Origin of the sequence: Streptomyces sp. NBC_01244 (assembly GCF_035987325.1) — a bacterium.
GTDB lineage: Bacteria > Actinomycetota > Actinomycetes > Streptomycetales > Streptomycetaceae > Streptomyces.
On record NZ_CP108488.1, the window covers coordinates 8,489,044 to 8,511,060 of the forward strand.

Below are 22,017 nucleotides of genomic sequence, written 5' to 3' on the forward strand. Positions count from 1 at the left end.
CTGATGCTCACCGGTCGGTCGCGCAGACGCCTGTGGCGGAGGGTTCGCGCCCTCTCTGAAGGGCTGGAACTGCCGGACCCCTTCGACGCCGAGACCTTCCTGGCACTCCTGGCCGAACGGCGCGGCCGCCCGATCGAGGTCCTGCCGGTCGCGGTGGACGCGGCGATCCCGTGCGGTCTGCTGGTGACGACCGACCACGCCGACTACATCCTGTGCACCCCGGGGACCAGCGCACTGCACCGGCAGCACATCCTCGTACACGAGGCGGCCCACCTGCTCTGCGGGCACGATCGGTTACCCACCCCCGAGACGCCGGGCTTACGCGCGCTGCTGCCCGGGCTCTCTCCCGACCTGGTGCGCCGGGTCCTGGGCCGCACCGTGTACGCCGAGCCCGCCGAGCAGGAAGCAGAACTGCTCGCCTCTCTCATCCTGCACCGCGTACTGAGGGAAGGTCCCGTGCCGGGACGGGACCACGGACGGGCCGGAACCCTCGTCGGGTCCCCCTCCCGCCGCCCCGAGCGGCCACGTGTCTGACCTGCTCGCGTACCTCCCGGCCGTCGCCGCGCTGTGGCTGGGCTGCTACGAACTGCGTCTGCTGCGGGGCGGAAGCGACTCGCCCTTCGCCGTGCGCTACCTGTGCCGCTTCGGATTCTGCATGGCCGCGGCGATGGCCCTGCTGGCCGCACCGACGATGTACCTGGAGCGGCTGTGGCCGTGGCTCCCGCAGTTGACCCACCTCCTGGGCCGCGAGATGGAGATGGCCGGCCTCGCCTTCCTCCCGCTGACCGTCATCGAAATCGGCCTGCCCCGGCCCCGACTGCCGACCGTACGGCTGCACATCGGCGTCACCCTCTCGGCCGTCGTGCTGTGCGCGGTGATGTTCCTCTGCTCCGGCGTACGCACCCGGCACGGCTCGCTTCTCGTGGAGGGGACCGGAGCGGTGCTCCTCGCCTCCAGCGACACGGTCTTCACCGGCTACAGCCTGTGGTGCCTGGCCGTGTTCCTGGTCCCGGTGCACCGGTTCGCCCGTGGGCTGGGTCCGGGCGCGCTGCGCACGGGCCTGCGACTGATCACGGCCAGCGTCACGGTGGGCCTCGTCTGGGCCCTGTGGGGGGTGTCGTCGATCGTCACCGTGGCCGTGGACAACCGGCAGAGCGCCGGGCTCGACCCGGTGGGCCGTACGCTCGGTCTGTGCTGTCTGGTGCTGGGCGTCCTGGGGGGCACCGCCGGGGCCTGGATCTCCGTCACCACCGAGGTCCGGCGGTGGGTACGGACCTACCGGACCTACCGTGCCCTGGAGCCGCTGTGGTCGGCGTTACGGGCCGTCTCGCCCGGGACGGCCCTGGACCTGGGGTGGCCACCGGCGCGTCTGTTCTCCCTGCGCAGGTCCGAGTTCGCCCTCTATCGCCGGGTGATCGAAATCCGGGACGGCTACCTGGAACTGCGTGCTTTCGTTCCCCCCGACGCCCGCGCACTGTCGGAGGCGGCGCTGGCCCGGTTCCCCGTGCCCCCCGCGGGCCGCGCGGCGATGGCCGAGGCCGCGGTCATCGCCGCCGCACTGGAGCTCGCCGGGATCGACCCCGGCGCCTCCGGGGACCACGGTGTCGCGCTCGCCTACCCGGTCGATTGTTCGGTGGAGGAGGAGGCGGCGTGGCTGGTCCAGGTGGCCGAGGCGTTCACCGTGACCGGGCTCGTGGAGCACATGCGCCACCGGGTGGGGCGCTCGGCAGTCGACCGCACCGCTCCACGATCACCGACGGAGTACTAGGACGGGATGAGCGTCGGTCCGGACAGGGCGGGGGCGGACGGAGGAAAGGCCGTGCGGAGGAACAGGGGTGGTTGCGGTGACGGGCGCAGGCCGGAGTGGTGCATCCAGCTCGCTATCTCCACTCGGGAGGAACAGCCCAGCTTCTTCATCGTGTCCCGGATGTGGTTGACCACGGTCCACTCCGAGATCGCCAGCCGGTGGGCGATCTGCCGGTTGCTCAGACCGGCCGCCACCAGGCGCGAAACCTCGGTCTGGCGCGGCGTCAGTGGCTCGATCCGGGTTCGGGTGTCCGGGGGTAAGGGGCCCGTGGGCGCGGTGGCGGGAGGGGCGGGGGCCGGGACCAGGGAGGCCAGAAGGTCCGGGAGCGACACTTTGGAACCCTCGACCAGGGCACGGGAGAAGGCGGCCTCGCCCAGCAGCTCGCGCACCGGCTCCTCCAGCCGGGCCATGGCGAAGTCGGGCGTGCCCGCCTCCTCCGAGAAGGCGCCGCGCCAGGTGTGGAAGGCGCCCAAGCCGCGGGCGGTGCCGATGGCGCGTTCGACGACGTCGGGCAGGGCGGGACTGCCCAGCGTGGTGGCGATGGCGCCCAGGACGGCCGGCGGCCCCAGGGCGCGCAGGGCCGACAGGGCCCGCTCGCAGTAGTGCGCCGTGGCCTGCGCGCGTCCCTCCGCGGCCGCGAAGACGGCCAGGTGGAGCAGGGCGGTACCGGCGGCGAGCGTGTCGCGCCCCTGCTGGGCCGCGGCCAGCACCTCCAGCGCGGTGGCCGCCGCGGCCGCCGTGTCGCCGAGACGGAAACCCGCGAGTGCGGCCTCCAGCGACACGTAGCGGGCCTCGTGGCGGTCGCCGTCGGACCGGTGCCGGTCGGCCGCCTCGAGGAGCAGGGCGGCGCCGCGGTACGGGTCGGCGTCCAGGACGCACAGGGCCCGCAGCCGCGTCACCCGCGCGGACAGCCCTGCGGCTTGGGCGGCGTCCGCCGTGATCCGGTCCAACAGGTCCGTGGCGGCCTCGGGCTGGCCCGCCAGGATGCCCGCCTCGCCGAGCAGCAGGTCGACGCGGATCCGGTCGCGGTGGCCGATCGCGGTCCACGACGGGTCGGGGCGGGGGCGCCCTTCGGCCCAGGTGCTCCAGCCGCCCGTTGCCCGCCAGTGGACGCGGATGCCGTCGACGAGGTCGAGCGCCTCGCCGGTCAGGCCGTGCCGGAGCAGCGTCTCCAGTGCCGTGCGGAGGTTGCGTTCCTCGCTCCAGAAGGCGATCAGGCCCGAGCGCTGCTGCCCCGAGATGATCCGGTCGGCGGCGGCGCGGGCCAGGGCCGCGTAGTAGCGGGCGTGCGCCAGCCGGGCCGCGGAGTCCTCGGGCGGCGGGAGCCGGCGCGCGGGTCCGTCCGGGGGCAGCCGCAGCCGGAACCGGGCCGTGCCGTCCAGGCGGCCGGACGGCAGGGTGGAGGCGGTGAGCAGATGGCCGCGCAGCAGGGTCTCCAGCGCCGAGGAGAACTCCTCCGGCGCGACGCCCGTGATCTGGCGCAGCGCCTCGGGGCCGAAGCCGCCGCTGAACACCTGGCAGTGGGCCAGCAGGCGGATCGGCGTCCCGTCGGCGGCCCGGGGAGGGGCGCCGCGCGGATCGCCACCCGGCGCCGCGGCGGGGTCGCGGTCCTCGGCGTGGAACGGGGACGGGACGGTCCGGTCGCCGAGCGAGGCCCACGCCACCTCGGGGCTCTCCAGTGCGGCGACCCGCGCGGTGCGGCAGAGCGCGCCGGGGTTGCCGCCCACTTCGACGCAGGTCCGGGCGATGACCTGCTGATTGTGCAGTTGGAGGGAGAACGCGGGGTTGATCGTGCGCAGGCAGGCGAGGTACACCTGCACGGAGGGAACGCGCGCCAGTGCGCCGAGATCGAGCGCCGAGCAGTCGAGCGGCACGGGCAGCGGGTCCACCGGGAAGGGGACGAGGCCGTGGGCCGCGGGGGGCTGGCGGGCCGTGCCGAGAACCACGACGGACCCGACCGCGCAGGCCCGCAGCAGCCGGTGGTGGTCCGAGCGGTCGAGGTCGTCGACGAGCAGGAGCGGCCGGGGCCCTCCCGGGTCCCGGCCGGCGATGAGGCCGGCGAGAAGGTCGAGCGTGCTGTCCGTGCCGTCTGCGGAGGGCTCGGCCGTGGATGGCTCGGCCGCGGTCTCCACGCGCACGGTGGTGGCGCCGGTCGACGTGCGGTACGCGGCCGCCGCCTCGGCCGCGAGCCGCGTCTTGCCCGCGCCCGGGACACCGGTCAGCAGCACTCCGGGGGTCGACGGATCCGCCAGCAGCGCCGCCAGCGCGGCGATCTCGGCGTCGCGTCCGACCATGTCGGCGGGGAACGCGGCGGGTGGGCATGCGGCGGCCGGGCGGGCGTTCTTCACAGATGAGGGCGCGGGGATCGTCAAGGACGGCTCCGGGAGGTGGACCCAGGCGGACGGGGACAGCCAGGCGGTTTCATCTGAGATGAACAACCATTTCGCAGTTTTCATATCCGTATACCACTTCAGCATGGCTGCCGACTTCGGGGGTGTCAACTACAGTGAAAATCAACGTAGTTGCATTCGCCTGTGCGGGTAGGCGTACTGGAGGCCGCGGCAGAAGGGGGCAGGCAGTGGCCGAAACGGAGCCCACGCCTTCGTCACTGAGTCGGAAGATCGACGGACTTTTCCGGCTCGCCCGCAGGCCCGACGGCCTGCCGTTCAGCAATGAGGAGGTCGCCACCGCGTGCCGGGAGGCCACCGGGGTGTCCTTCTCGACCACGTACCTGTGGCAGTTGCGCACCGGGCGCAGGAACAACCCGACCAAGCGCCATCTGGAGGCCCTGGCCGACCACTTCGAGGTCCCGGTCGCCTACTTCTTCGACGACGAGCACGGTGCGAAGATCGCCGCGGAGATCGAACTCCTCGGCGCCCTGCGGGACGCCGGGGTGCGCAGTGTGGCACTGCGTGCGGTGGGGCTCTCCTCCGAGGCGCTCGGCACCGTCAGCGACCTCATCGACGTGATCGCCGTCCGTGAGGCGGCCCGCCGGCGGGCCCGGGGCGCGGGGGAGGCCCCGTCCGCGGGGGAACCCGGCGACGACCGGGCCTGAGGGCCAACCGCACTGTGGCGGAAGGCCCGTTCATGCGGTGGGCGGGTGCCGGGGCGGCCCCGGTCACTGCGGCCGATCGGCGGGTCGGCGCAGGAAGAAGCCCGCCACGGAGCCCCGTACCCGGTCCCCGGCGTGCGGCTCCACCTTCTTGATCATGTGCGGTACGCCCGACCGCAGGACGACCAGCCGGTTGGGGTGCGGGGCGAGGTAGTGACCGACCCGCGAGGTGAGGTGGGCGTTCTGGTCGGCGGACCGCGACCCGGGTGTTCCGCTGGAGACGAGCAGTTCGGCGCCCCAGGAGGCCTGCCACTCGGGGTGCACGTAGAGCACGAACGAGGCGGCCCGGTCGCCGGAGTCGTCGTGCCAGGCCAGTCCGGAGCCCTGCGGGTAGAGGAAGGGGCGGCAGGTGAAGGCGTGCCAGTCCGTTCCGAACCGCCCGGTCCACGGCTCGATGCGGGGTGCCTCCTCGGCCAGTTGCTTCACCACGGCGTCGGTCGCCCCGCCGGACGGGTGCGGAGCGTGGTCGGCGAAGAGTCCCGTGAAGTGGCCTTCCGGGTCGTTCAACGTGCCGGGCCCGCTGAGGGGACTGCCGTCCAGCAGCCCGTAGACCTTGTTCCACGCCCCGTCCCGGCGTCCGTGGACGAAGTGGTAGTCCTCGGTGCGCAGTTGCTCCCACAGCGCGGCTGCGACCTCTGGGGCGAGGAAGTCGTCGAAGACGGCGAAGTCATCCGTGCTCCAGGTCAGTTCCATGGGTGTGTCCTCCGTGGACGGGGAAGGGGCGGTACGGGAGGGGAGGGAAGGGGTGGGGAGGGGGCGGGCGGGGCGGGCGCGGTCAGGCTCCGGCGGTCTGGAGTCCCCCGGTGCCCACCGGGACGGGTGGCCGTGCGGCCGCCTCCCGGAGCAGTCGCTGCGTCATGCCCGCCGCCCGCGCGTCGGCCGAGCCCAGCACCAGCCGCAGCATCTCGGCCGCGGGCCCCGAACGGCCGTGCGCGAGGTGCACGGTGGCCACGTTGAGGGGGCGCAGCCAGTCAGGCTGCCGGGCCTCCTTCACCGGCCCCTCGTCGATGAAGGTCACTCCGGGGCAGTCGGACAGCCGGTCGGATAGGTGGGCCGCCAGCTCCCGGGGCGGCATCGGCTCGCAGTACACCAGCGGTGTCAGCAAGTCGGCCGCGGAGACGGTACGGGGACCGGCGCCACCGGTCGGGGAGAGCGGCCCGTTCGCCCGGTACAGGTGCCGTGGGTCGAGAGGGGTGCGGGCCAGCGGGGTGTGCGGGTAGACCCGGAGCCCGCAGGAATAGCCCACCGACACGCCCCGGTCGGCCAGTCGGCGGATGTGGCGGATCGCGTTGTCCAGGGTGGCGGCCGTCTCGCCGGGCTGGCCCAACAGCACCCCGATCTGAACGTCCATCCACTCCGGCCGACGCCGCAGCAACAGACCGAAGGTGTCCTCGACGTCGGACATCCGGTAGTTCTTGTGGTGCCCGCGCAGCATCCGGTCGTCGAAGGCGTCCACCGAGAAACTCGGACGCACGCAGCGGGACCGGATCAAGGCGTCCATCAGCCGCTCGGAGAACGGCCTCACGTTGAAGTAGCCGTGCCAGCTGATCACTTCGCCGTGGCGGCTTCCGGCCAGGGCCTCGCACACCTCGGTCAGCGCCCCCTCGTAGGGGAGGTTGACCTCGGGGGCGGCCAGATGGAAGTGGGTCAATCCGTACTGCTCGACGTAGTGTTCCGCCTCGGCGGCGACGGCGTGGGCGGGGCGTGCGTCCACCCTGCCGACGTTCAGCGGATCGACGCAGTACGAGCAGCGCAGCGGGCAGCCCGCGTGGCTGCGCAGCGCGGTGGGGATGCCCCGGGCCTTGGCGAAGAGCACGTACTCCGGTGCGATCCGCGGCAGCGCGGTGGTGGGCCGGGACACCACGTCGGGCCGCGGCCGCAGGCCGGGCCCCAGGGCTCCGTCGGCGGCGCGCACCAGCCCGCCGGGGAGCGTGGACAGCGTCTCGGCGACCACCTGCCGCACGCCCCGTGTACCGCCGTCGGCGACCACGCGCGCCAGCAGGGCGGTGAACGCGGTCTCACCGGGACCGGTGAGGCCGAAGTCCAGTCCGAGCCGGTCCATCACCTCCACCGGGCAGGAGGTGAAGGCCGCGCCGCCCGCCACCACCGGCAGGCCGGGGTCCCAGGCGCGCAGCGTGGCGGTCAGCTCGGAGATGGGCGCCAGATAGTCCACCACGTCGATCCAGCGCCCGTCCGCGCCGGCCGCCGTGTCGCAGGCGACCACGGCGTTGTCGATGTTGCGGATAGACAGTGCGACGAGGTCGGGCCGGGCCCGGTCGAGGACCTCGGTCAACAGGCCGGTGTGGTCGAGCGATTCGAGGAACGGGTTGCACACGGACACCTCGACCGGCAGTCCGCTTTCGGTGATCGCGGCCCGCAGGATCTCCAGTCCGTACGGGCCGACCGGCAGGACCTGGTGGGGGTTTGCGTAGAGCAGGAGGACGCGCACGGGCGGCTGCTTTCTCGGAGTTCCCCCGGAGGGGACGGGTCGTGCGGTGGGGCGGTGCGTACGGCTATGCCTGCGGGGCGCGCACGCCCAGGTCCTGTTTGGCTTCGATGGCCCGCTGGAGCGCGGTCAGCGCACGCCCGGCCACCGGGAGGCCGGTACGGCCGGCGAGGACGGCACTGAAGAGCAGCGGTGTGATCACCGCGCCGCTGCCGCGCACCTTGCCCAGATGGCGGACCACGGCGTCCAGGTGCGTCGCGGCCGGATCCGGGTCGCCGGCCCGCAACGCCCGTACGGCGCGGGCCTGCAGGGCGACGGTGTACTCCGCCCAGGCCTCGGGGGGCGGAACGGCCACCTCGTCGAGCCCGGGCCCGCCCCGCGCGCCGCCGGACCGTCCCTCACCGGACGCCTCCCGGGCCAGTTCGGCCTGGAGGCGGGACAGCGAGGCCTGGCGGACCATGCCGAGTGCGGCGCAGCGATCGCCCTGGGCGGTCCACCAGTCGGCCGCGGTGCCCCAGTCGCCGGACCGGGCCGCCAGGACGGCACGCCAGCCCGCGATGGTCGCGGCCCCGGTGCCCTGGCCCAGATCGCGCAGCACCTCCTCGGCCTCGTCCATCGTGGAGTCGGCCGCCGCCCGGTCGCCGGACATGTGGCGCACCAGCGCCAGCGCGACACCGGTGGCCGAGCTCAGCAGCCGGGAACCGGCGACCTCCTGATGCAGCCGCTCGCAGTCGGCGAGTGCGGCGGGGACCGGGGTGTCGCCGTTGACCAGGGCCATCGCCAGGTTGGCGTAGACCTCGGTCAGGCCCAGGCAGGTCCCGGCGCCGTCGGCCGACCGCAGCGCGGAGCGCAGCGCCCGCTCGGCGGCGGGGTGGTCGCCTGCCCGCAGGGACTGGAGCCCGGCGTACAGATGGGCCCCGACCCGGGCCTCGGGCTCCGGGGAGGCGACCGCGGCGAGGTAGTGCGGATCGTCCGGTACGGCGGGCGCGTCGCCGGTCAGATAGGTGCGGGAGTACAGCGAGTTGAGCCGGGCGTGGATCCGGGCGGCCGGGGCGGCCCGGCCCTGGGCCGACAGCACGCGCTCGACGCGTTCGAGGGCGGCCTGCGGCATTCCCTGGGTGCCGAGGGCGTACGCCTCCAGGACATCCAGGTCGTGGCCCTGTGCGCGGTCCGCCTCCGCCAGTGCGCGGGCGCGTCCGGTGAGCGTCAGCACCAGTTCGGGTCGCCCACGGGAGAGGGCGAAGCGGGCGGCGACGCCGAAGGCGGTCACGGCGGACTCGGCGGCCCGGGCCGTCCGGTCGGAGCCGGGCTCCACCCCGCGCAAGGCGGTGTGCGTCGCCTCCCAGTGCCGGGCCAGCAACTCGGCGACGGCGGGGCGCCGTTCGGCCACCGGTTCCAGGGACCGTGCGAGCCTGGCGTGCACGTCGGCGGTCTCGGAGAGCGTCAGCCGCCGCAGTGCTACCTCGGCCACGACCGGAAAGGCCGGGGCCAGGCGGCCCTTGTGGGCGTCGGCGGACTCCACCAGCCCGGCTTCGAGGAGGCGGGCCGCGGCCGCGGCGACCCTGTCGGGGTCCATCAGGGCGCCCAGGTCTTCCAGGGACAGGTCCCGGCCGGCGGCGGCGAGCAGCACCAGGAGTTCCCGTGAGTCGGTGTCCAGCTCGTCCAGCAGGGCACCGAGCGCGGCGTGCGCGCTGGGTGGCGCCCAGTCGTCGCCGGGCTGGGCGAAGCGGCTCAGGACGACCATCTGTTCGATGTACCGGGGGATGCCGCCGGCCCGGGAGGCGATCTCCTCCGCGGCGGAGCCGGGGGTGAGTGCGGCGGCGGGGGCCGGGTCGTGTCCAGGGGCCCCGGTGCCGGTGGACCGGGGGCGGTCGGCGGCGGCCGGGTCGTGCTGCGCGGTGAGCAGCCGGTGGGCGAGGCGCCGCGCGTCGGGCCGTCCGAGGGGCGGCACGGTGAGCCGGTGGGCCTCCCGGCCGGCGAGAGCCTCGGGGGCCGAGACTCCGACCAGCAGCACCACGACGGGCCGCCCCGGCGCGGCGGTCAGTTCGTCGAGCAGATCGGCCAGTGCCCCGGGGGTCCACTCGCTGTGCTCGACCACCAGAAGCAGGGGCCGCGCGCCCCGCAGGCGGTCCAATGCCGCGGTGAGCGCACGGCCCAGCTCGCCGCGGTCCTGGGCCAGGGCCTGCTCGGCGCGCGTGGAGGCGCCGGTCAACTGCACCGTCACGTCCACCCTGTCGTGGCCCTGACGTGCGGCGTTCTCGATCTCCTCCAGGAACAGACAGCAGGCCAGCAGGCCGAGTCCGGTCCCGGCGGGCGGGCAGCGCAGGACGGCTGTGGCCAGGCCGGTGCAGCGGTCGAGGGCCTCGGTGACCAGCCGGGACTTGCCCACCCCGGAGGGGCCCCCGACCAGGATCAGGGTCGGACCGGTGGCAGTGGCGGCCGCGCCGATACGGGCGGCCAGCTCGCCGACCAGGTCGGTCCGTCCGACGGTGCCCGTGCCGGGGGCCTGGGTGTCGGCCGGACCGACGATCCAGGCCGGGACGGACCGGGCGAAGCCCTTGGCCGCGACCGGTTCGATCGCCCGCAGCGGGAAGTGGTCCTGCAGTTGGAGCCGGGTGGCCAGGTCCACGATCACCCCGTCGTCGGGGGCGTGCTGCTGGAGCCGGGCGGCCCGGTTGAGCACCGAGCCGATGACGAAGCTCGACGTCCGGCCGCTGACCGCGACATGGCCGGAAGCGACCGCGGACCGCACCGGGAAGTCGCCCAGCAGCAGCTCGCCCAGGCCCCGTGCGTACTCGCCGGTGCGGTGCCCGATCGCGGTGGCGGCGGAGACGGCGGAGGCGGCGGCCGACTCGCCGTGCCCCTCGACGCCGAACACGGCGACGACCGCGTCGCCGATGAACTTCTCCACCTTGCCGCCGTAACCCTCCACCAGCGAGCCGACCAGGGAGAAGTAGCCGTCCAGGACGGCCGCCCACCGGTCGGGTTCGAGGGAGGTGGCCAGCCCGGTGGAGCCGACCACGTCGCAGAAGACGACGGAGACGAAGCGCAGACCGCTGGCGGGAGTGGCGGGTAGGCCGATCTCCATCCCGCAGGCCATGCAGAAGCGGGCCGCCGACGGGTTGTCCACACCACAGCCGGCGCACTGGCTCGCGGTGGATACGATGGGACCGGTGGGCTTGCTCATACTGTCCTCCCCGTTCGCTGAGCGACCACCGGGTGGTTCACGACGTTTGCCCCGTCGTGAACCACCCGGTCTGTGCTACGGCCCAGACGTCACCGGTCCGGGGCCGATCCCCTGACGAGGGTCGGCACTACCAGAGGTAGCCGCCGCTGGGGTCGGAGACCGAGTGCCCCTCGACGTCCGAACCCGCGGCCTCGACCCGGGACTTGACGCTCAGCAGGACGTCGATCTCGTCCTCGGTGAGGGACTTGAGCACCGCCTGCTGGGCGTCGTTGGCGTCGGTCATGGAGAAACCGGCTTCGGCCAGCTTGTCGATCTTGTCTGCCATGGTGATCTCCTCGGTTGACGAGCCCGCGCGTTTCACGGACGGGGCTCTGGTTTCCCGGTGCGGTGCACCGGAGTTCAGGGGGGCCGGGCGGGGCGTCGGCTCCGCGGCCCGGCCGGCACCGTCGTCCGCGCCGGACTTCGGAGCGCCGGACTTCGGAGCGGTGGGCGGCTGAGCGGTGGGCGGTACGCGGCCGAGCCGGACGGCGACCACGGCGGCGGTGAGCAGAAGGGCGGCACCCGCCAGCAGTAGCAGGCTTCCGAGCCCGATCCACACGACCAGGGCCGCCGCCAGCACGGGGGCCAGTACGTTCAGTACGGCCGGCACGGAATTCATGAGCGCCCAGACCCTGCCGGTCAGTTCGACCGGCGTCTCGGAATGTACGACGCTGGGAAAAGTGACGAGGATTCCGGCGCTTGCTATTCCCAGAAGGAAAATAACACACAGCCATATGGTGGAGTCAATGCGTATTTCATGGAAAATGGCGAATCCGATGAAGGTGACGATGCAGCCGATCACCAGGACCGACCCCGCCATGGTGAGGAAAGGCCGAAGGCGTGCCGCGAAACGGCCCATGAGCAGCGAACCGGCGACCCCGCCCAATCCGACGGCGGACACCATGTAGCCGATGTAGGACGTGCCCATTCCCAGAGCCGGCACGATCAGAGCGGCCATGGAGTCATAAAGGAAGACGACGAACATCAGGCTGCACATGACGAACAGGAGGGAACGCAGCAGACGTGATCCGAAAACGTGCTGGAATCCTTCCCCCAGTTCTTTGAAATAGTGCAGATCTTTACTCCGGGAAGGTGACGACGTGGTGCGCAGGGCGCGGGCGGTGATCACCCCGACGAGAAACGTGCACGCGTTGGCCGCGAACACCGCCCGGGGCGACATGAGGGCGACCAGCAGGCCACCGAGCGCGGGCCCGAGGATCTTGACCGATTGCATCGCCGTCTGGAGCAGCACGGTGGCGGCCTGGACACCCTCGGGCGGTACCGAGACCCGCAACTGGATCTGGCCCGCGAGCCCGCCGACCGAGCCCAGCGCCGAACGGACCAGCACCAGCCCGGCCGCCCAGTACACCCCGGGGGCGACCACCAGGCCCAGGGTGAGCCCTGCCTGTACGAGGTCGGTGAGGATCAGCACCCGCCGCGACGGCCGACGGTCCACCAGCACCGCCAGGAACGGAGTCGCCAGCAGCGGCAGCATGCTCGCGGCCACCACCAGCGCCAGATCGCCCGCGCCGCCGTGCCAGACCGTGGTGACCAGCACCAGCAGCGCCACCTGGTCCAGCCAGTCGCCCAGACCGGAGACCACCGTGCTGGTGTACAGCAGCCGGAAGTCGCGGCCCGCCAGCGGGCCCGGAACCCGCGCGCGACTCATCCGGCCAGGGCCACCGGGGAGCGCCGGTGGACCCGGCCGAGCACGTCCTCCATCACCTCGATCAGCCCCCTCATGGAGTGCAGCGCGCTCACACCGAGAAGTTCCTCCTGCGCCGGGTCGAGCGGCAGCCGGTCGATCAGCCGGTGCACGTCGTCGCGGTGCTGCACGTCCAGCTGGGCGTGCCGGGCGATGGTGCGGAACGCCGCCTCCGGCAGCCCGGTCCGGGCCGCCAGGTCACCGGCCAGCCCGGGACCGGGCGGGTTGCCCTCCAGCACCGCGATGTGCCCCACGAGCGCCACCGGATGCGCATGGCGCAGCCAGTAGTACTGCGAGCCGACCAGCGAGGCGATGGCCGCCCCCGGCAGCGCCGTGCGCAGCGTCTCGGGATCACCCCCGGCCACCACGTAGTCGTCGGCCACCCACTGGTCGTGCCCGTACTCCTCACGGATGTGCTTGGCCAGGTAGCGGCCCACCAGATCGGCCACCGGGTCGTCCTGACGGACAGTGCACTGTTCGACGGCCGCCAGCATCAGCGGCACCGTGGCCCGGATCGTCCCGTGCAGCGTCTTGAGCCACTCCAGATACACCTGGTCGCTCCGCGGATGGGTCCACATCTGCCGGGACGCGGCGTCCACCGCCGGCATCAGCAGCCCGATCTTGTGGCGCAGGGCTTGCGACCTCGTCTGCTCCTCCACCGTCAACCGCCTTCCCTCAGGGCCACGCCCAGCGCCGTCACGGAGTCCGCGGCCGGCCCCGGTCGGCCGGCGATGTCGTACGCCTTCCAGCAACCGCCGCAGACGTTCTCGAAGCGTTCCTCGCGCAAGGCCTCGAAGCCGGGCAGGTCGGCCGCCGCCCCCGGGCCGAGGCGCCCCACCACCTTGAGCAGCGGATCGTCCCGGAACCCGGTCAGCGCCTGCGCCACGCCCTCGGGCCGCCGGGTCCGGGCACGCAGCGCGGACGGGCCGTGACCGGTGATCAGCCCCTCGTTGCAGCAGGGGATCACCACCCCGTCGTAGCGAACAGTGGGCGAGCCGAGCAGGGTGCACGCCGAGAACGTCCCCACCTCGTGCCGGCTCTGGAGGGCGAAGACCCCCGCGCCCCGCCCGTACCGCAGGGGGGTGATCACGTTCGTCTCCGCCTCGTCGGCCCACCGCGGGCCGAGCGCCTCCGACAGCAGTTCCTCGGCCACCCGCGCGCCGTCGCCCGTGTCCAGTTCCTGGACGACGATGCGGCAGCCCGCCCGGTGGGCCGCGCGCAGCGCGCCGACGAACCGGTGGTTCGACACACCGCCCTGGTGGAAGCCGTCCGTGCTCAGGAAGAGCGTGGAGATCCGCGGCAGCAGCCGCCGTACCCAGCCGGGCGCGGAACCGTTCTCGCGCGCCCAGTACCCGCTGGTGAAGACGATGGTTTCCAGCCCGGCGTCGGCGAACGCCCCGATCGCGTACGGCAGCGCCCGCTGCTCGGCGAAGGGCTCGCCGCCGGATACCGCCACCGACCGCAGGCCGGGCAGTGCGACGATGCCGGCGACGACGTCGTGGAACACCTCCCAGTCGGCGACCCTGTCACTGTCCGCGCGGGCGTCCACCGAGCAGTGCGCGCAGCCGACCGGGCACTGGTCGGTGATGTACAGCAGGACCGACTCACCGCGACGGTGGCGCATCGCCTCGGTGTCCGCCAGCGTGGGGCGGTTGCGGACCGCCTCGCTGTCAGCTCGTGTAGGACGGCTGTTCACGGTCCGCCTCCTCCCATCCGAGGGACACCAGGCCGCCGTAGCGGCCGGAGCGACGGTCCGAGAAGGCGGTCCCGTCCACCTGCTCGACCATGCGGCGGGCGGCGGCCTCCACCTGCCGACCGGAGTCGCTGCGCAGGTACTCCGTCACCTTCCGCTCGGCCTCGGCGTCGCCGGACAGCGTGAGGCAGTTGCCGCACATGCCCTTGTCGCACGGTCCGTCCGAGAAGCGGGCGGCCACGAAGCTGGGTCCGAGCACGCGCAGCGCCCGGTACAACTCGCGGCGCAGGAACTTCTCGCGCAGCTCGGGCCACGACTGGTGGGACGCGTGGCCGAGGATCAGGTGCTCCGGCATGCGGCGCTCCACCAGGTCCTGGTTGCAACAGGCGTAGACGGTGCCGTCGTAGGTGACCAGCGGCCAGGTGATCCGGTCGCACGGGTCGACGGGCGCGACCGGGACGCCGGAGGAGGGCGTGGGAGTCAGCCCGCCGAGCTGGCGGCCACGGCCGATCGGACTCAAGGTGCCTACCAGGATGGGCACTTGGTCGTCGAACTCGCGGCGCACATCGTCGACCAGGCCCTGGAGGTAGGGATCGTCGTCCCCCCGCCCGGTGAGCTGGAAGCTCACCTGCGGCACCAGTTCGCGTATGCGGTGCATCGCCCGGAAGACGTCGGCCCGGCCCACCTCGCGTTCGTGGAACTCGTCGAGGCTGGCCGCGAAGTGGTCCACCTCGCGGATCGCCGCGGACACCGGGGCGGGCAGCCGCCGGCTCTCCCGGGCGAACCACATGCCCGACAGCACGTACGAACGGGAGCCCACGGACCGGGCGGTGCGCGCGAGGTCGGCGACGAGCGCGGCCCGCAGCAGCGCCTCACCGCCGGACATCAGCAGCAGGTCCGGTCGGGTCTCGTGGTCGAAGGACTCCACGAGCCGACGGAACGGCGTCTCGGGATGCTGTTCGCTGGTACTGGAGGAGTCGGTGGAGCAGTGGGCGCACGACAGCGGGCAGCGGCGGGTCAGGGCCAGATAGAGGCCGGCGGCCGGCTTGTTGCGGATGGCGCCGATTTCCAGCAGGTGCACGGGATCACCCCCTTCTCGATGACAGGGCGCTGGCGATCTCCTCGAGCGAGGCGAGCGTCCGCGCGGCATTCGGGTCGTCGGTCCTGGCCAGGTCGGCCACCAGGGTCGTCAGCCGTTCGGCGGCCGCCGCGTGCCGTCCGGCGGGGCCGGGCGGCGGACCCGCCAGCGCCAGGGCCGCCGCGCACTGGCGCGCCAGCTCCGAGACCAGCTCCAGGACTGAGGTCGCGCTGCGCGTGCCCAGCACCGGGTCGAGCACCTCCAGAACGCCGAAGACGGACCCGTCGGTGTCCAGCGGCGCGGCGATGATGGCCTTCGGTACCCGGCCGGTGGAGGCCGCGAAGTCCCGGTTGAACTGCGGGTGGTTGTCGAGGTTGTCGGCGATCACCGCCTCCCCGCTCTGGAAGACCCACCCGGCTATGCCGCTGTAGTCGGGGATGGTCCAGCCCACCAGGCTGTCCTCCCGGGGGTCGGAGATCGCCTCCAGAACGAGTGCCTCGCCCGCCGCGTCGTGCAGGAAGACCGACGAGGCGGGAGCGCCGAAGACGAGCCGGGCCAGCCGTACGGTCGAGCGCAACACCTCGTCGCGCCGGGACAGCGGAGGGCCGCTGAGAGGGGCGTCATGCGCGGGATTCGTCATGGCCTGCTCCTTCGGCGGATGGCGTGGATGCGGCGGATGCGGCGGACGAGACGGGAACGGCGGACGAGACGGGTACGGCGGAAGCGGTGGCATGGGCAGGGTTGGGGGTGCGGGGTGGGTCGGACGCGTCGGTGAAGTTGTCCGAGAGCGAGGCGAGAACGTGCTTGACCTCGCTCACCGGAAGTTGCGGATGTTTTCCGAGGATGCGGGCCACGAATCCGGTCACATGTGGGGTCGCGAAACTGTTCCCGGAGAGGAACGAGCGGCCGCCGCCCGTCCAGGGGACCTCGATTCCGACACCGGCCGCGAAGAATTCGACCGGGGGCTGCGGACTGACCTCGATGCGCTCCGCGTCGGCAACCTCGTGCGACCCGACGGAAATCACCGAGGGAAAGATCCAGGGATAGCTGCGGACCGGGCTGTTGTGCGCCGAGGCCACGATCGCCACGCGGTTGAAGTACGCCTCGTCCGCGATGTCGTGCAGCGAGGCCTTGAAGTCGCCCTTGCGCGAGGAGAGGCTGAGGTTGACGACTTGGAAGCGCTCCGCCACCGCCCAGCGCAGGGCGGCCAGCAGCATGTTGCCGTCGCCCGCGAGTCGCGGCCCCAGGACGCGCACGCTGGTCAGGCTCACGTCCGGTGCGATCCGCCGGATGATCGCCGCGCACGCGGTGCCGTGACCGGCGGCGTCGCCCTCGTGGTCCGGGACGATCCGGTAGGTCGGCCGGCCGTCGCCCGCGTCGTCCTGCTCGGTGCGTTCCACCGTGTACGACCCCTCCAGGGGCCCGATCTCGGGATGGTCCGGCGTGACTCCGCTGTCGATGACGCAGACCCGGATTCCCGCACCGCGCGACCCACCCCAGGCCCATTCCCGGTCCACCGCCCCGGAGGCCGCGACGGATGACCGGTCGACGAGTTCCCCGGCATTCATGTGGGCGAACCGGATGGTTGCCCGACGAAACGCTGTAGTGGTCAATGGAGCCTTCCGGTCACTCGTGGCTCTCCCGTACGGCGCGATACCGAACCGTCGAACGTGCCGGACCGTCCCGCTGTCGAACAGCCGAGCGGCGCCCGCGGACCGATTCTGTACGAGGCCCCAGGCCCTCGGACATCCCAGTTGTCTGGGGTGCTTTCCGGCCCGTCCTGCCCCTCGCGGCGCGGAAACTGACAGTTTTCTGCGTTGTCGGTCGGCTTGCGCAGGGGAGGGGGAGGGGGAGGGGGAGGGGAGGGGCGCCGTGGCCTCCCGTCGTTCCGGCGTGGCTACGGCCGGCCGTAGGCGTAGCTGTTCGATGTCAGTTGTCGATGGCCTGGTAGAGCGTGGTCCAGAAGTCGTGGATCAGGCGGGCGGAGTCCGGGGTGGACATTCCGACCTGGGTGAGCAGGATTCCGGTGAGCCGGTTGTCCGGGTCGGCGTAGGCGGTGGTGCCGGTACCGCCGTCCCAGCCGAACTGGCCGATGGGCGCGTAGTCGCCACGACGGGTGCGCACCGCCATCCCGAAGCCCCAGCCGCCCTGCTGCCCTTGGCCGACAGTGAGGTGCGCGATGTTCCCGTACATGGAGTCCCGGGCGGCTCGTTGCTCGGGCGCGAGGCGGTTGGTCGTCATCAATTCGACGGCGGGCCGGGACAGGATCCGTTCGCTGCCGTGCATGCCGTGGTTCAGCAGCATCCGGAAGTAGACGTGGTAGTCGTCGGCGGTGGAGACCAGGCCGCCGCCGGCGCCCTGGAACGCCGGAGGACGGCTGCTCCTTCCGCCTTCCGCCTCGTCCCATACGAGGAACTCTCCGGTCTGCGGGTCGGGTCCGTAGAGGGGCGGCAGCCGGTCGATCTTGTCGGCAGGTACGTGGAAGGCGGTGTCCTTCATCCCCAGGGGATCGAGGATGCGTTCGCGCAGGAACGTCTCCAGCGTCCGGCCCGTGACCCTGGAGACGAGCACGCCGAGTACTTCGTTGCCGAGGTCGTACTGCCACCGTTCACCGGGCTGGTACGACAGGGGCAGTTCGCCGAGGCGGCGCATCCACTCGTCCGGGTCGGGCGCCGGCCCGGAGGCCACGCTGTAGTCGAGGCGCTCGAAGGTCGCGGCCCTGATCGGGGAGGCCAATAGATCGAAGTCGAGCCCGAGCCCGAAGGTGGAGGTCAGCAGGTCCCGTACGGTGATCGGACGCCGGGCCGGCACGGTGTCCTCGAGCGGGCCGTCGGGCCGCTTCAGCACCTGACGGTCGGCGAGTTCGGGCAGCCACGGGTCCACCGGCTCGTCCAGCCGGAGCCTGCACTCGTCGAGCAGGACCATCACCGCCGCCGTGGTGACCGGCTTGGACACGGACGCCATCCGGAAGATCGTGTCCCGGCGCATCGCCCCGCCACCGTCATGACGCATCGTCCCGATCGTCTCGACGTGCGTCCGGTCTCCGCGGCTGACCAGGGCGACCAGCCCGGGAATCTTCTTGGACTCGACGTGCCGTGCCAACACCTCGTGCAGGCGGCGAAGCCCTGCCTCGGAGAAGTCGTTGTTGTTCTTGTCCATGATGGGCCTCCTCGTCCACCGGACCCCCTTCGGGCCGGTCATGCGAGGAGCGTGCACCCTGACCCAAGGTCAAGGTCAACTTCCATCGCGGCCACGGGTGTCGGCCCCGACGATCAGGGCGAGGGGCGGGATCAGGCGAGCGCTACCCTCGTCCGTGTGATCATCCGCAACTTGTCCCCGTCCCTGTCCCCGTTCCCGCCCCCGTCCCGGTCGCCGATGCGGATCGTGCACCGCGGCCGCCCACGATCCGAAGGTGCGTAGAGCCGATGACAGAAGGGCTGACGATTGGTCAGGCGGCGGCATTCGTCGGCGTCACGATCAAGACGGTGCGGCACTATCACCGGCTCGGCCTGGTCGCCGAGCCGGAACGAGACGGCTCCGGCTATCGGCGTTACGTGTCGGCCGATCTGCTGCGACTGGTCCAGGTCCGGACCCTGGCCGGAGCCGGCGTGCCACTGGCCGAGATCGGCGAGCTGCTCGACGCCGATCCCGAGCGGTTCGCCGCCGCCCTGGACGATGTCCATCGTCGGCTCACCGAACAGGTCGAGGACCTGCTCGCGCGACGCGACACGCTGCACCGGCTCGCCCACGGCGACCGGGCCCTGCTGCCCGACCGGGCCTGCGCGGTCCTGGACCGACTCGCTGCTCTCGGCTTCGATCCCGACTACGTGGCCACTCAACGGGAGGCCCTGGTGCTGGCCCGGGCATTGGTCCCGGAGGTCTTCGACGCCTTCCTCGCCAGGCTTGAACACGGGCTTGAGGACCCCGAGTTCGTCGCGCTGACACAGCGTGGCCTGGACGCGATGTCCTGGGATCCGGGCGACCCGCGGATCGAGGAGCTGGCGTCCGCGCTGGCCGCCAAACTGCTGGCCGACCGCTCGCTGTTGGAGATTCCGGCCGGGCCTCGGCGCCCTTCGGATTCGTCAGCCCGGTACGGAGTGGTCAACCACCACCGGGAAGACCAGGAGCCGTCCATCGCCCGGCTGAACACGCTGGTCGAGGCGCACCTGCGCGCGGCCGGCATCAGCATCCCGCGTCAGTGACGGCCACCCACCGGAGGATCTCCGGCCCTGTCCGGTGACCTCCCGGGACCGAACGCCATGATCAAAAGATCATGCACGTGGTGGTGGCGTGAGCGATCAGTTTGCCCTGGTCGTCGGTCACCTTGCCCTCGGCGGTGGCGGTGCGGCGTCCGGCGTGGATGACCTTGCCCTCGGCGGTGAGTACCTGACCGTCGGTGCGGGCGGCCCGGATGTAGTTGACCTTGAGTTCGAGGGTCGTGTAGCCCGTGCCGGCGGGGAGGGTGGTGTGGACGGCGCAGCCCATGGCGGAGTCGAGGAGAGTGGCGGCGATGCCTCCGTGGACGGTGCCGAGCGGGTTGGCGAAGTCGGGGCGGGTGTCGAGGGAGATGACGATGCGGCCGTGCTCGACCTCGTCGAAGCGCATGCCGAGCAGTCGGCCGATGGAGGGGATGTCGGCCGGGCGTTCGGTCTGGACCCAGCGCATCAGTTCCAGGCCGGACAGGGCGGTGAGGTCGGTGGTGGTCACGGTCGTTCTCCTTGGATGAGGTGCTTGTGCCGGGCCTGAGCAGGGTCAGGCCTCACGGCGCTCGCGCAGGGCGTACACGAGCAGGTCGTGGATCTCGGCGGCGGCCGCCTCGATCGGAGCGGCACTCCGTTCGGCCCGGCACATGATCACCGCACCTTCGACCGCGGCGATGACGAAGGACCCCAGCCTCCGGCTGCGTTCCTCGGTCAGGCCGTGCCGCACGAACAGGGCCGCGAAGGCCTCCTGCCAGCGGGCGAAGACGGCAGCGGCGGAGCGGGCAAGCTGAGGGGCCCCGTCGTTGGCCTCCACGGCCACCGCCACGATCGGGCAGCCGGCCCGGAAGCCGCTCTCCACGAGCCGGTCGCGCCACAGCACGAAGAACGCGTCGATGGCATCCACCGGATCACCGGTCTGCATCATGGTGTCGATCAGACCCGAGATGAAGTCCCCGGCCAGCGCCACCGCCTCGTCGATGAGCTGCGTCCGCCCGCCGGGGAAGTGGTGATACACCGAGCCGCGAGGGGCTCCGCTGTGGGCGAGGACTCGGTCGATGCTGGTCCCGCTCGCACCGTACTCGGGCAGAAGGGCAACCGTGCTGAGGACCATCCGGTCGCGGCTGTCACTCCTGCGCGGACTCACCCGCTCCACCACCTTCGCGACGACGATGCGGCCCACCGAATGGGCTACCTGTCGGTAACCTATGGGGTATGGCATAGAACATGCAAGAGGCGCCAGGAGGGTCCCTCACGGTGAGGTGAGGAGGCGCCGGCCACCGGGGCCGTGAGCGGAAGCGGGTGTGTCCAGGGCGGGCTGCCGGCCTACTTGGCGCCGAGACCGGCGTCGGAAACCTCGGGCTTGCCCGCCGCCTTGAGCACCTTGTTCAGAAGCCGCAGGTCGTAGATGCCGTTCAGATCGGGCTGCTCGATGAGCTTGGCCTTGACCGCGTGGTCGGCCTGCTTCTTCAGCGTCGCCGCCAGCGGGTCGTCGGTGACCGTGAAACTCGGCCACGCCGGGTGGATGACCTCCGGGTCGAGAGGCTTGCCGGTGTCCGCCGCGAGCCTGGCGTTCGCGGAGGCCCTTGCCGCGTCCTGGTGGGAGCGGATCCACCTGTTCGTCTTCACCGTGCCGCGCAGAACGGCCTCGACCACGTCCGGGTGCTCCCTCAGGAACTTCTGCGACACGACGATGTTCGTGATCACGAACTTGTTCTCCGGCCAGAGGAAGCCCTCGTCGAGAAGGACCTCGCCGCCCTCGGAGACGAGTTTGGAGGCGGTGGGCTCGGGCACCCAGGCGCCGTCGATGGAGCCCTGCTTGAAGGCGGCGGGGGTCAGCTTGTTGTCGGTGCGGACAACGGAGACGTCGCCCTTGCCGGACTCCGGATCGACCTTCCATCCCTTTTCGGAGATCCAGTTGAGGAACGCCACGTCTTGGGTGTTCCCCTTCTGAGGGGTGGCGATCCTCTTGCCCCTGAGGTCGTCCAGAGTCTTGATCTTCGCCGGGTTCACCACCAGCTTCACGCCGCCGGAGGCGGAACCGGAGATGATCCGCAGGTTGGACCCCTTGGACTTCACGTAGCCGTTGATCGAGGGGGAGGGACCGATGAACCCGATGTCGAGAGAGCCGCCGTTGAGGGCTTCGATCTCGGACGGGCCGGCGTTGAAAGACTGCGCCTTGATCGTGGTGCCGTTCAGTTCCTCGGCGATCAGGCCCTCCTGGAGACCGACCAGCGCGGTGGCGTGCGTCAGGTTCGGGAAGTAACCGATGCGGACCTCGGAGGCCGACAGCTTCTTGCCGGCACCGGCGGCGAGGTGCGTCTTGCCGTCCTCCTTCTTCGCCTCGGCAGGGTAGCCGCAGGCCGTGAGTAAAAGAGGAAGCGCCGCCGTTGCGGCGATGGCTCGCAGGGTGATGTGCGGTCTTGCGGCAGACACGAAGGTGTCCCTTCACGGGGGTGGGTGTTCGGGAGCGCCGGCGGGAGGAAGGCAGGGAGGCGGGCGGCGCGACGTCGTCGACACGCACGGCACCCGCACCCCCTTCCGGCCGCCGGCGGTGGAACGCCGTAGCAGGGCCGGGCGAGGGGCAGGTGTCGGGGATGCCGCGGAGCGGACGTCGAGTCGCCGTACATCGCACGCCGTACATCGCACGCCGCGCGCGAAGGCGGCGCGGGGCCGTGGGGTCCGCCGAAGGGCTGCCCGGCTCCAGGAGAGCGGGAAGGCGAAGCGCACGACGGCGCACCGCGCGCGGAG

18 protein-coding genes are annotated in these 22,017 nt (G+C 72.0%); 4 read left to right on the top strand and 14 right to left on the bottom strand.

Annotated features, from left to right (window positions below; genetic code table 11):
- Nucleotides 1–3: 3 nt before the first annotated feature.
- Both OG247_RS37780 and OG247_RS37785 read left to right on the top strand, forming a co-directional pair.
- Nucleotides 4–534 carry a ParH-like protein gene (locus OG247_RS37780; protein ID WP_327256470.1) on the top strand — a complete coding sequence of 177 codons (531 nt, stop codon included), beginning with the start codon at nucleotides 4–6 and terminating at the stop codon, nucleotides 532–534.
- Nucleotides 527–1,768, top strand: a complete 1,242-nt coding sequence (locus OG247_RS37785) for an MAB_1171c family putative transporter (RefSeq protein ID WP_327256471.1) — start codon at nucleotides 527–529, stop codon at nucleotides 1,766–1,768. The genes OG247_RS37780 and OG247_RS37785 overlap by 8 nt, the downstream gene beginning before the upstream one ends.
- Here the strand turns inward: OG247_RS37785 and OG247_RS37790 are convergent.
- Nucleotides 1,765–4,179: a LuxR C-terminal-related transcriptional regulator gene (locus tag OG247_RS37790; RefSeq protein WP_327256472.1), complete on the bottom strand. Its 2,415-nt coding sequence runs from the start codon at nucleotides 4,177–4,179 to the stop codon at nucleotides 1,765–1,767. The genes OG247_RS37785 and OG247_RS37790 overlap by 4 nt on opposite strands.
- Before the next feature lie 206 nt (nucleotides 4,180–4,385).
- Here OG247_RS37790 and OG247_RS37795 point away from each other — a divergent pair, with 206 nt between their 5' ends.
- Nucleotides 4,386–4,862, top strand: a complete 477-nt coding sequence (locus OG247_RS37795; RefSeq protein ID WP_327256473.1) for a helix-turn-helix domain-containing protein — start codon at nucleotides 4,386–4,388, stop codon at nucleotides 4,860–4,862.
- Between the two features lie 63 nt (nucleotides 4,863–4,925).
- Here OG247_RS37795 and OG247_RS37800 read toward each other — a convergent pair whose 3' ends face one another.
- The 10 genes from OG247_RS37800 to OG247_RS37845 form a co-directional block, all read right to left on the bottom strand.
- Nucleotides 4,926–5,612 (bottom strand): 2OG-Fe(II) oxygenase family protein, encoded by a 687-nt coding sequence (locus OG247_RS37800; RefSeq protein ID WP_327256474.1) that lies wholly within the window; start codon nucleotides 5,610–5,612, stop codon nucleotides 4,926–4,928.
- Between the two features lie 82 nt (nucleotides 5,613–5,694).
- The gene (locus OG247_RS37805) at nucleotides 5,695–7,368 is read right to left on the bottom strand and encodes a B12-binding domain-containing radical SAM protein (protein WP_327256475.1); all 1,674 of its coding nucleotides are present in this window, start codon (nucleotides 7,366–7,368) and stop codon (nucleotides 5,695–5,697) included.
- A gap of 64 nt (nucleotides 7,369–7,432) precedes the next feature.
- The gene (locus OG247_RS37810) at nucleotides 7,433–10,552 is read right to left on the bottom strand and encodes an AAA family ATPase (RefSeq protein ID WP_327256476.1); all 3,120 of its coding nucleotides are present in this window, start codon (nucleotides 10,550–10,552) and stop codon (nucleotides 7,433–7,435) included.
- A 127-nt stretch (nucleotides 10,553–10,679) separates the two neighbouring features.
- Complete coding sequence (locus OG247_RS37815) at nucleotides 10,680–12,260, bottom strand: MFS transporter (protein WP_327256477.1); 1,581 nt, start codon at nucleotides 12,258–12,260, stop codon at nucleotides 10,680–10,682.
- On the bottom strand, nucleotides 12,257–12,955 hold the full coding sequence (locus tag OG247_RS37820) for an iron-containing redox enzyme family protein (RefSeq protein ID WP_327256478.1): 699 nt from the start codon (nucleotides 12,953–12,955) through the stop codon (nucleotides 12,257–12,259). The genes OG247_RS37815 and OG247_RS37820 overlap by 4 nt, the downstream gene beginning before the upstream one ends.
- A 2-nt stretch (nucleotides 12,956–12,957) precedes the next feature.
- On the bottom strand, nucleotides 12,958–13,992 hold the full coding sequence (locus OG247_RS37825) for a radical SAM protein (protein WP_327256479.1): 1,035 nt from the start codon (nucleotides 13,990–13,992) through the stop codon (nucleotides 12,958–12,960).
- Nucleotides 13,967–15,070 (bottom strand): radical SAM/SPASM domain-containing protein, encoded by a 1,104-nt coding sequence (locus OG247_RS37830; RefSeq protein ID WP_327256480.1) that lies wholly within the window; start codon nucleotides 15,068–15,070, stop codon nucleotides 13,967–13,969. Before OG247_RS37830 ends, OG247_RS37825 begins: the two co-directional genes overlap by 26 nt.
- Nucleotides 15,071–15,074: 4 nt before the next feature.
- A complete protein-coding gene (locus tag OG247_RS37835) occupies nucleotides 15,075–15,707 on the bottom strand; it encodes a GAF domain-containing protein (RefSeq protein WP_327256481.1) in 633 nt (210 codons plus the stop codon).
- Nucleotides 15,688–16,635 carry a S8 family serine peptidase gene (locus OG247_RS37840; RefSeq protein WP_327256482.1) on the bottom strand — a complete coding sequence of 316 codons (948 nt, stop codon included), beginning with the start codon at nucleotides 16,633–16,635 and terminating at the stop codon, nucleotides 15,688–15,690. The genes OG247_RS37835 and OG247_RS37840 overlap by 20 nt, the downstream gene beginning before the upstream one ends.
- Before the next feature lie 361 nt (nucleotides 16,636–16,996).
- A complete protein-coding gene (locus OG247_RS37845; RefSeq protein WP_327256483.1) occupies nucleotides 16,997–18,226 on the bottom strand; it encodes a serine hydrolase domain-containing protein in 1,230 nt (409 codons plus the stop codon).
- Between the two features lie 266 nt (nucleotides 18,227–18,492).
- Between OG247_RS37845 and OG247_RS37850 the strand changes: the two genes are divergently transcribed.
- Entirely contained in the window at nucleotides 18,493–19,269 is a 777-nt protein-coding gene (locus tag OG247_RS37850) for a MerR family transcriptional regulator (RefSeq protein ID WP_327256484.1), read from the top strand.
- A 61-nt stretch (nucleotides 19,270–19,330) separates the two neighbouring features.
- Here the strand turns inward: OG247_RS37850 and OG247_RS37855 are convergent, their stop codons facing one another.
- The 3 genes from OG247_RS37855 to OG247_RS37865 form a co-directional block, all read right to left on the bottom strand.
- Nucleotides 19,331–19,774: a PaaI family thioesterase gene (locus tag OG247_RS37855; protein ID WP_327256485.1), complete on the bottom strand. Its 444-nt coding sequence runs from the start codon at nucleotides 19,772–19,774 to the stop codon at nucleotides 19,331–19,333.
- 45 nt (nucleotides 19,775–19,819) lie between these two features.
- Nucleotides 19,820–20,449, bottom strand: coding sequence for a TetR/AcrR family transcriptional regulator (locus OG247_RS37860; protein ID WP_327256486.1), 630 nt, complete (start codon nucleotides 20,447–20,449; stop codon nucleotides 19,820–19,822).
- Between the two features lie 143 nt (nucleotides 20,450–20,592).
- The gene (locus OG247_RS37865; RefSeq protein WP_327256487.1) at nucleotides 20,593–21,702 is read right to left on the bottom strand and encodes an ABC transporter substrate-binding protein; all 1,110 of its coding nucleotides are present in this window, start codon (nucleotides 21,700–21,702) and stop codon (nucleotides 20,593–20,595) included.
- Between the last annotated feature and the right edge of the window lie 315 nt (nucleotides 21,703–22,017).

Bases quoted from the DNA above. Each gene is read 5' to 3' on its own strand.
- OG247_RS37840 (WP_327256482.1), bottom strand. From the start codon at position 16,635: ATGAATGCCGGGGAACTCGTCGACCGGTCATCCGTCGCGGCCTCCGGG.
- OG247_RS37850 (WP_327256484.1), top strand. From the start codon at position 18,493: ATGACAGAAGGGCTGACGATTGGTCAGGCGGCGGCATTCGTCGGCGTC.
- OG247_RS37845 (WP_327256483.1), bottom strand. From the start codon at position 18,226: ATGGACAAGAACAACAACGACTTCTCCGAGGCAGGGCTTCGCCGCCTG.
- OG247_RS37835 (WP_327256481.1), bottom strand. From the start codon at position 15,707: ATGACGAATCCCGCGCATGACGCCCCTCTCAGCGGCCCTCCGCTGTCC.
- OG247_RS37780 (WP_327256470.1), top strand. From the start codon at position 4: ATGCTCACCGGTCGGTCGCGCAGACGCCTGTGGCGGAGGGTTCGCGCC.
- OG247_RS37810 (WP_327256476.1), bottom strand. From the start codon at position 10,552: ATGAGCAAGCCCACCGGTCCCATCGTATCCACCGCGAGCCAGTGCGCC.
- OG247_RS37800 (WP_327256474.1), bottom strand. From the start codon at position 5,612: ATGGAACTGACCTGGAGCACGGATGACTTCGCCGTCTTCGACGACTTC.
- OG247_RS37815 (WP_327256477.1), bottom strand. From the start codon at position 12,260: ATGAGTCGCGCGCGGGTTCCGGGCCCGCTGGCGGGCCGCGACTTCCGG.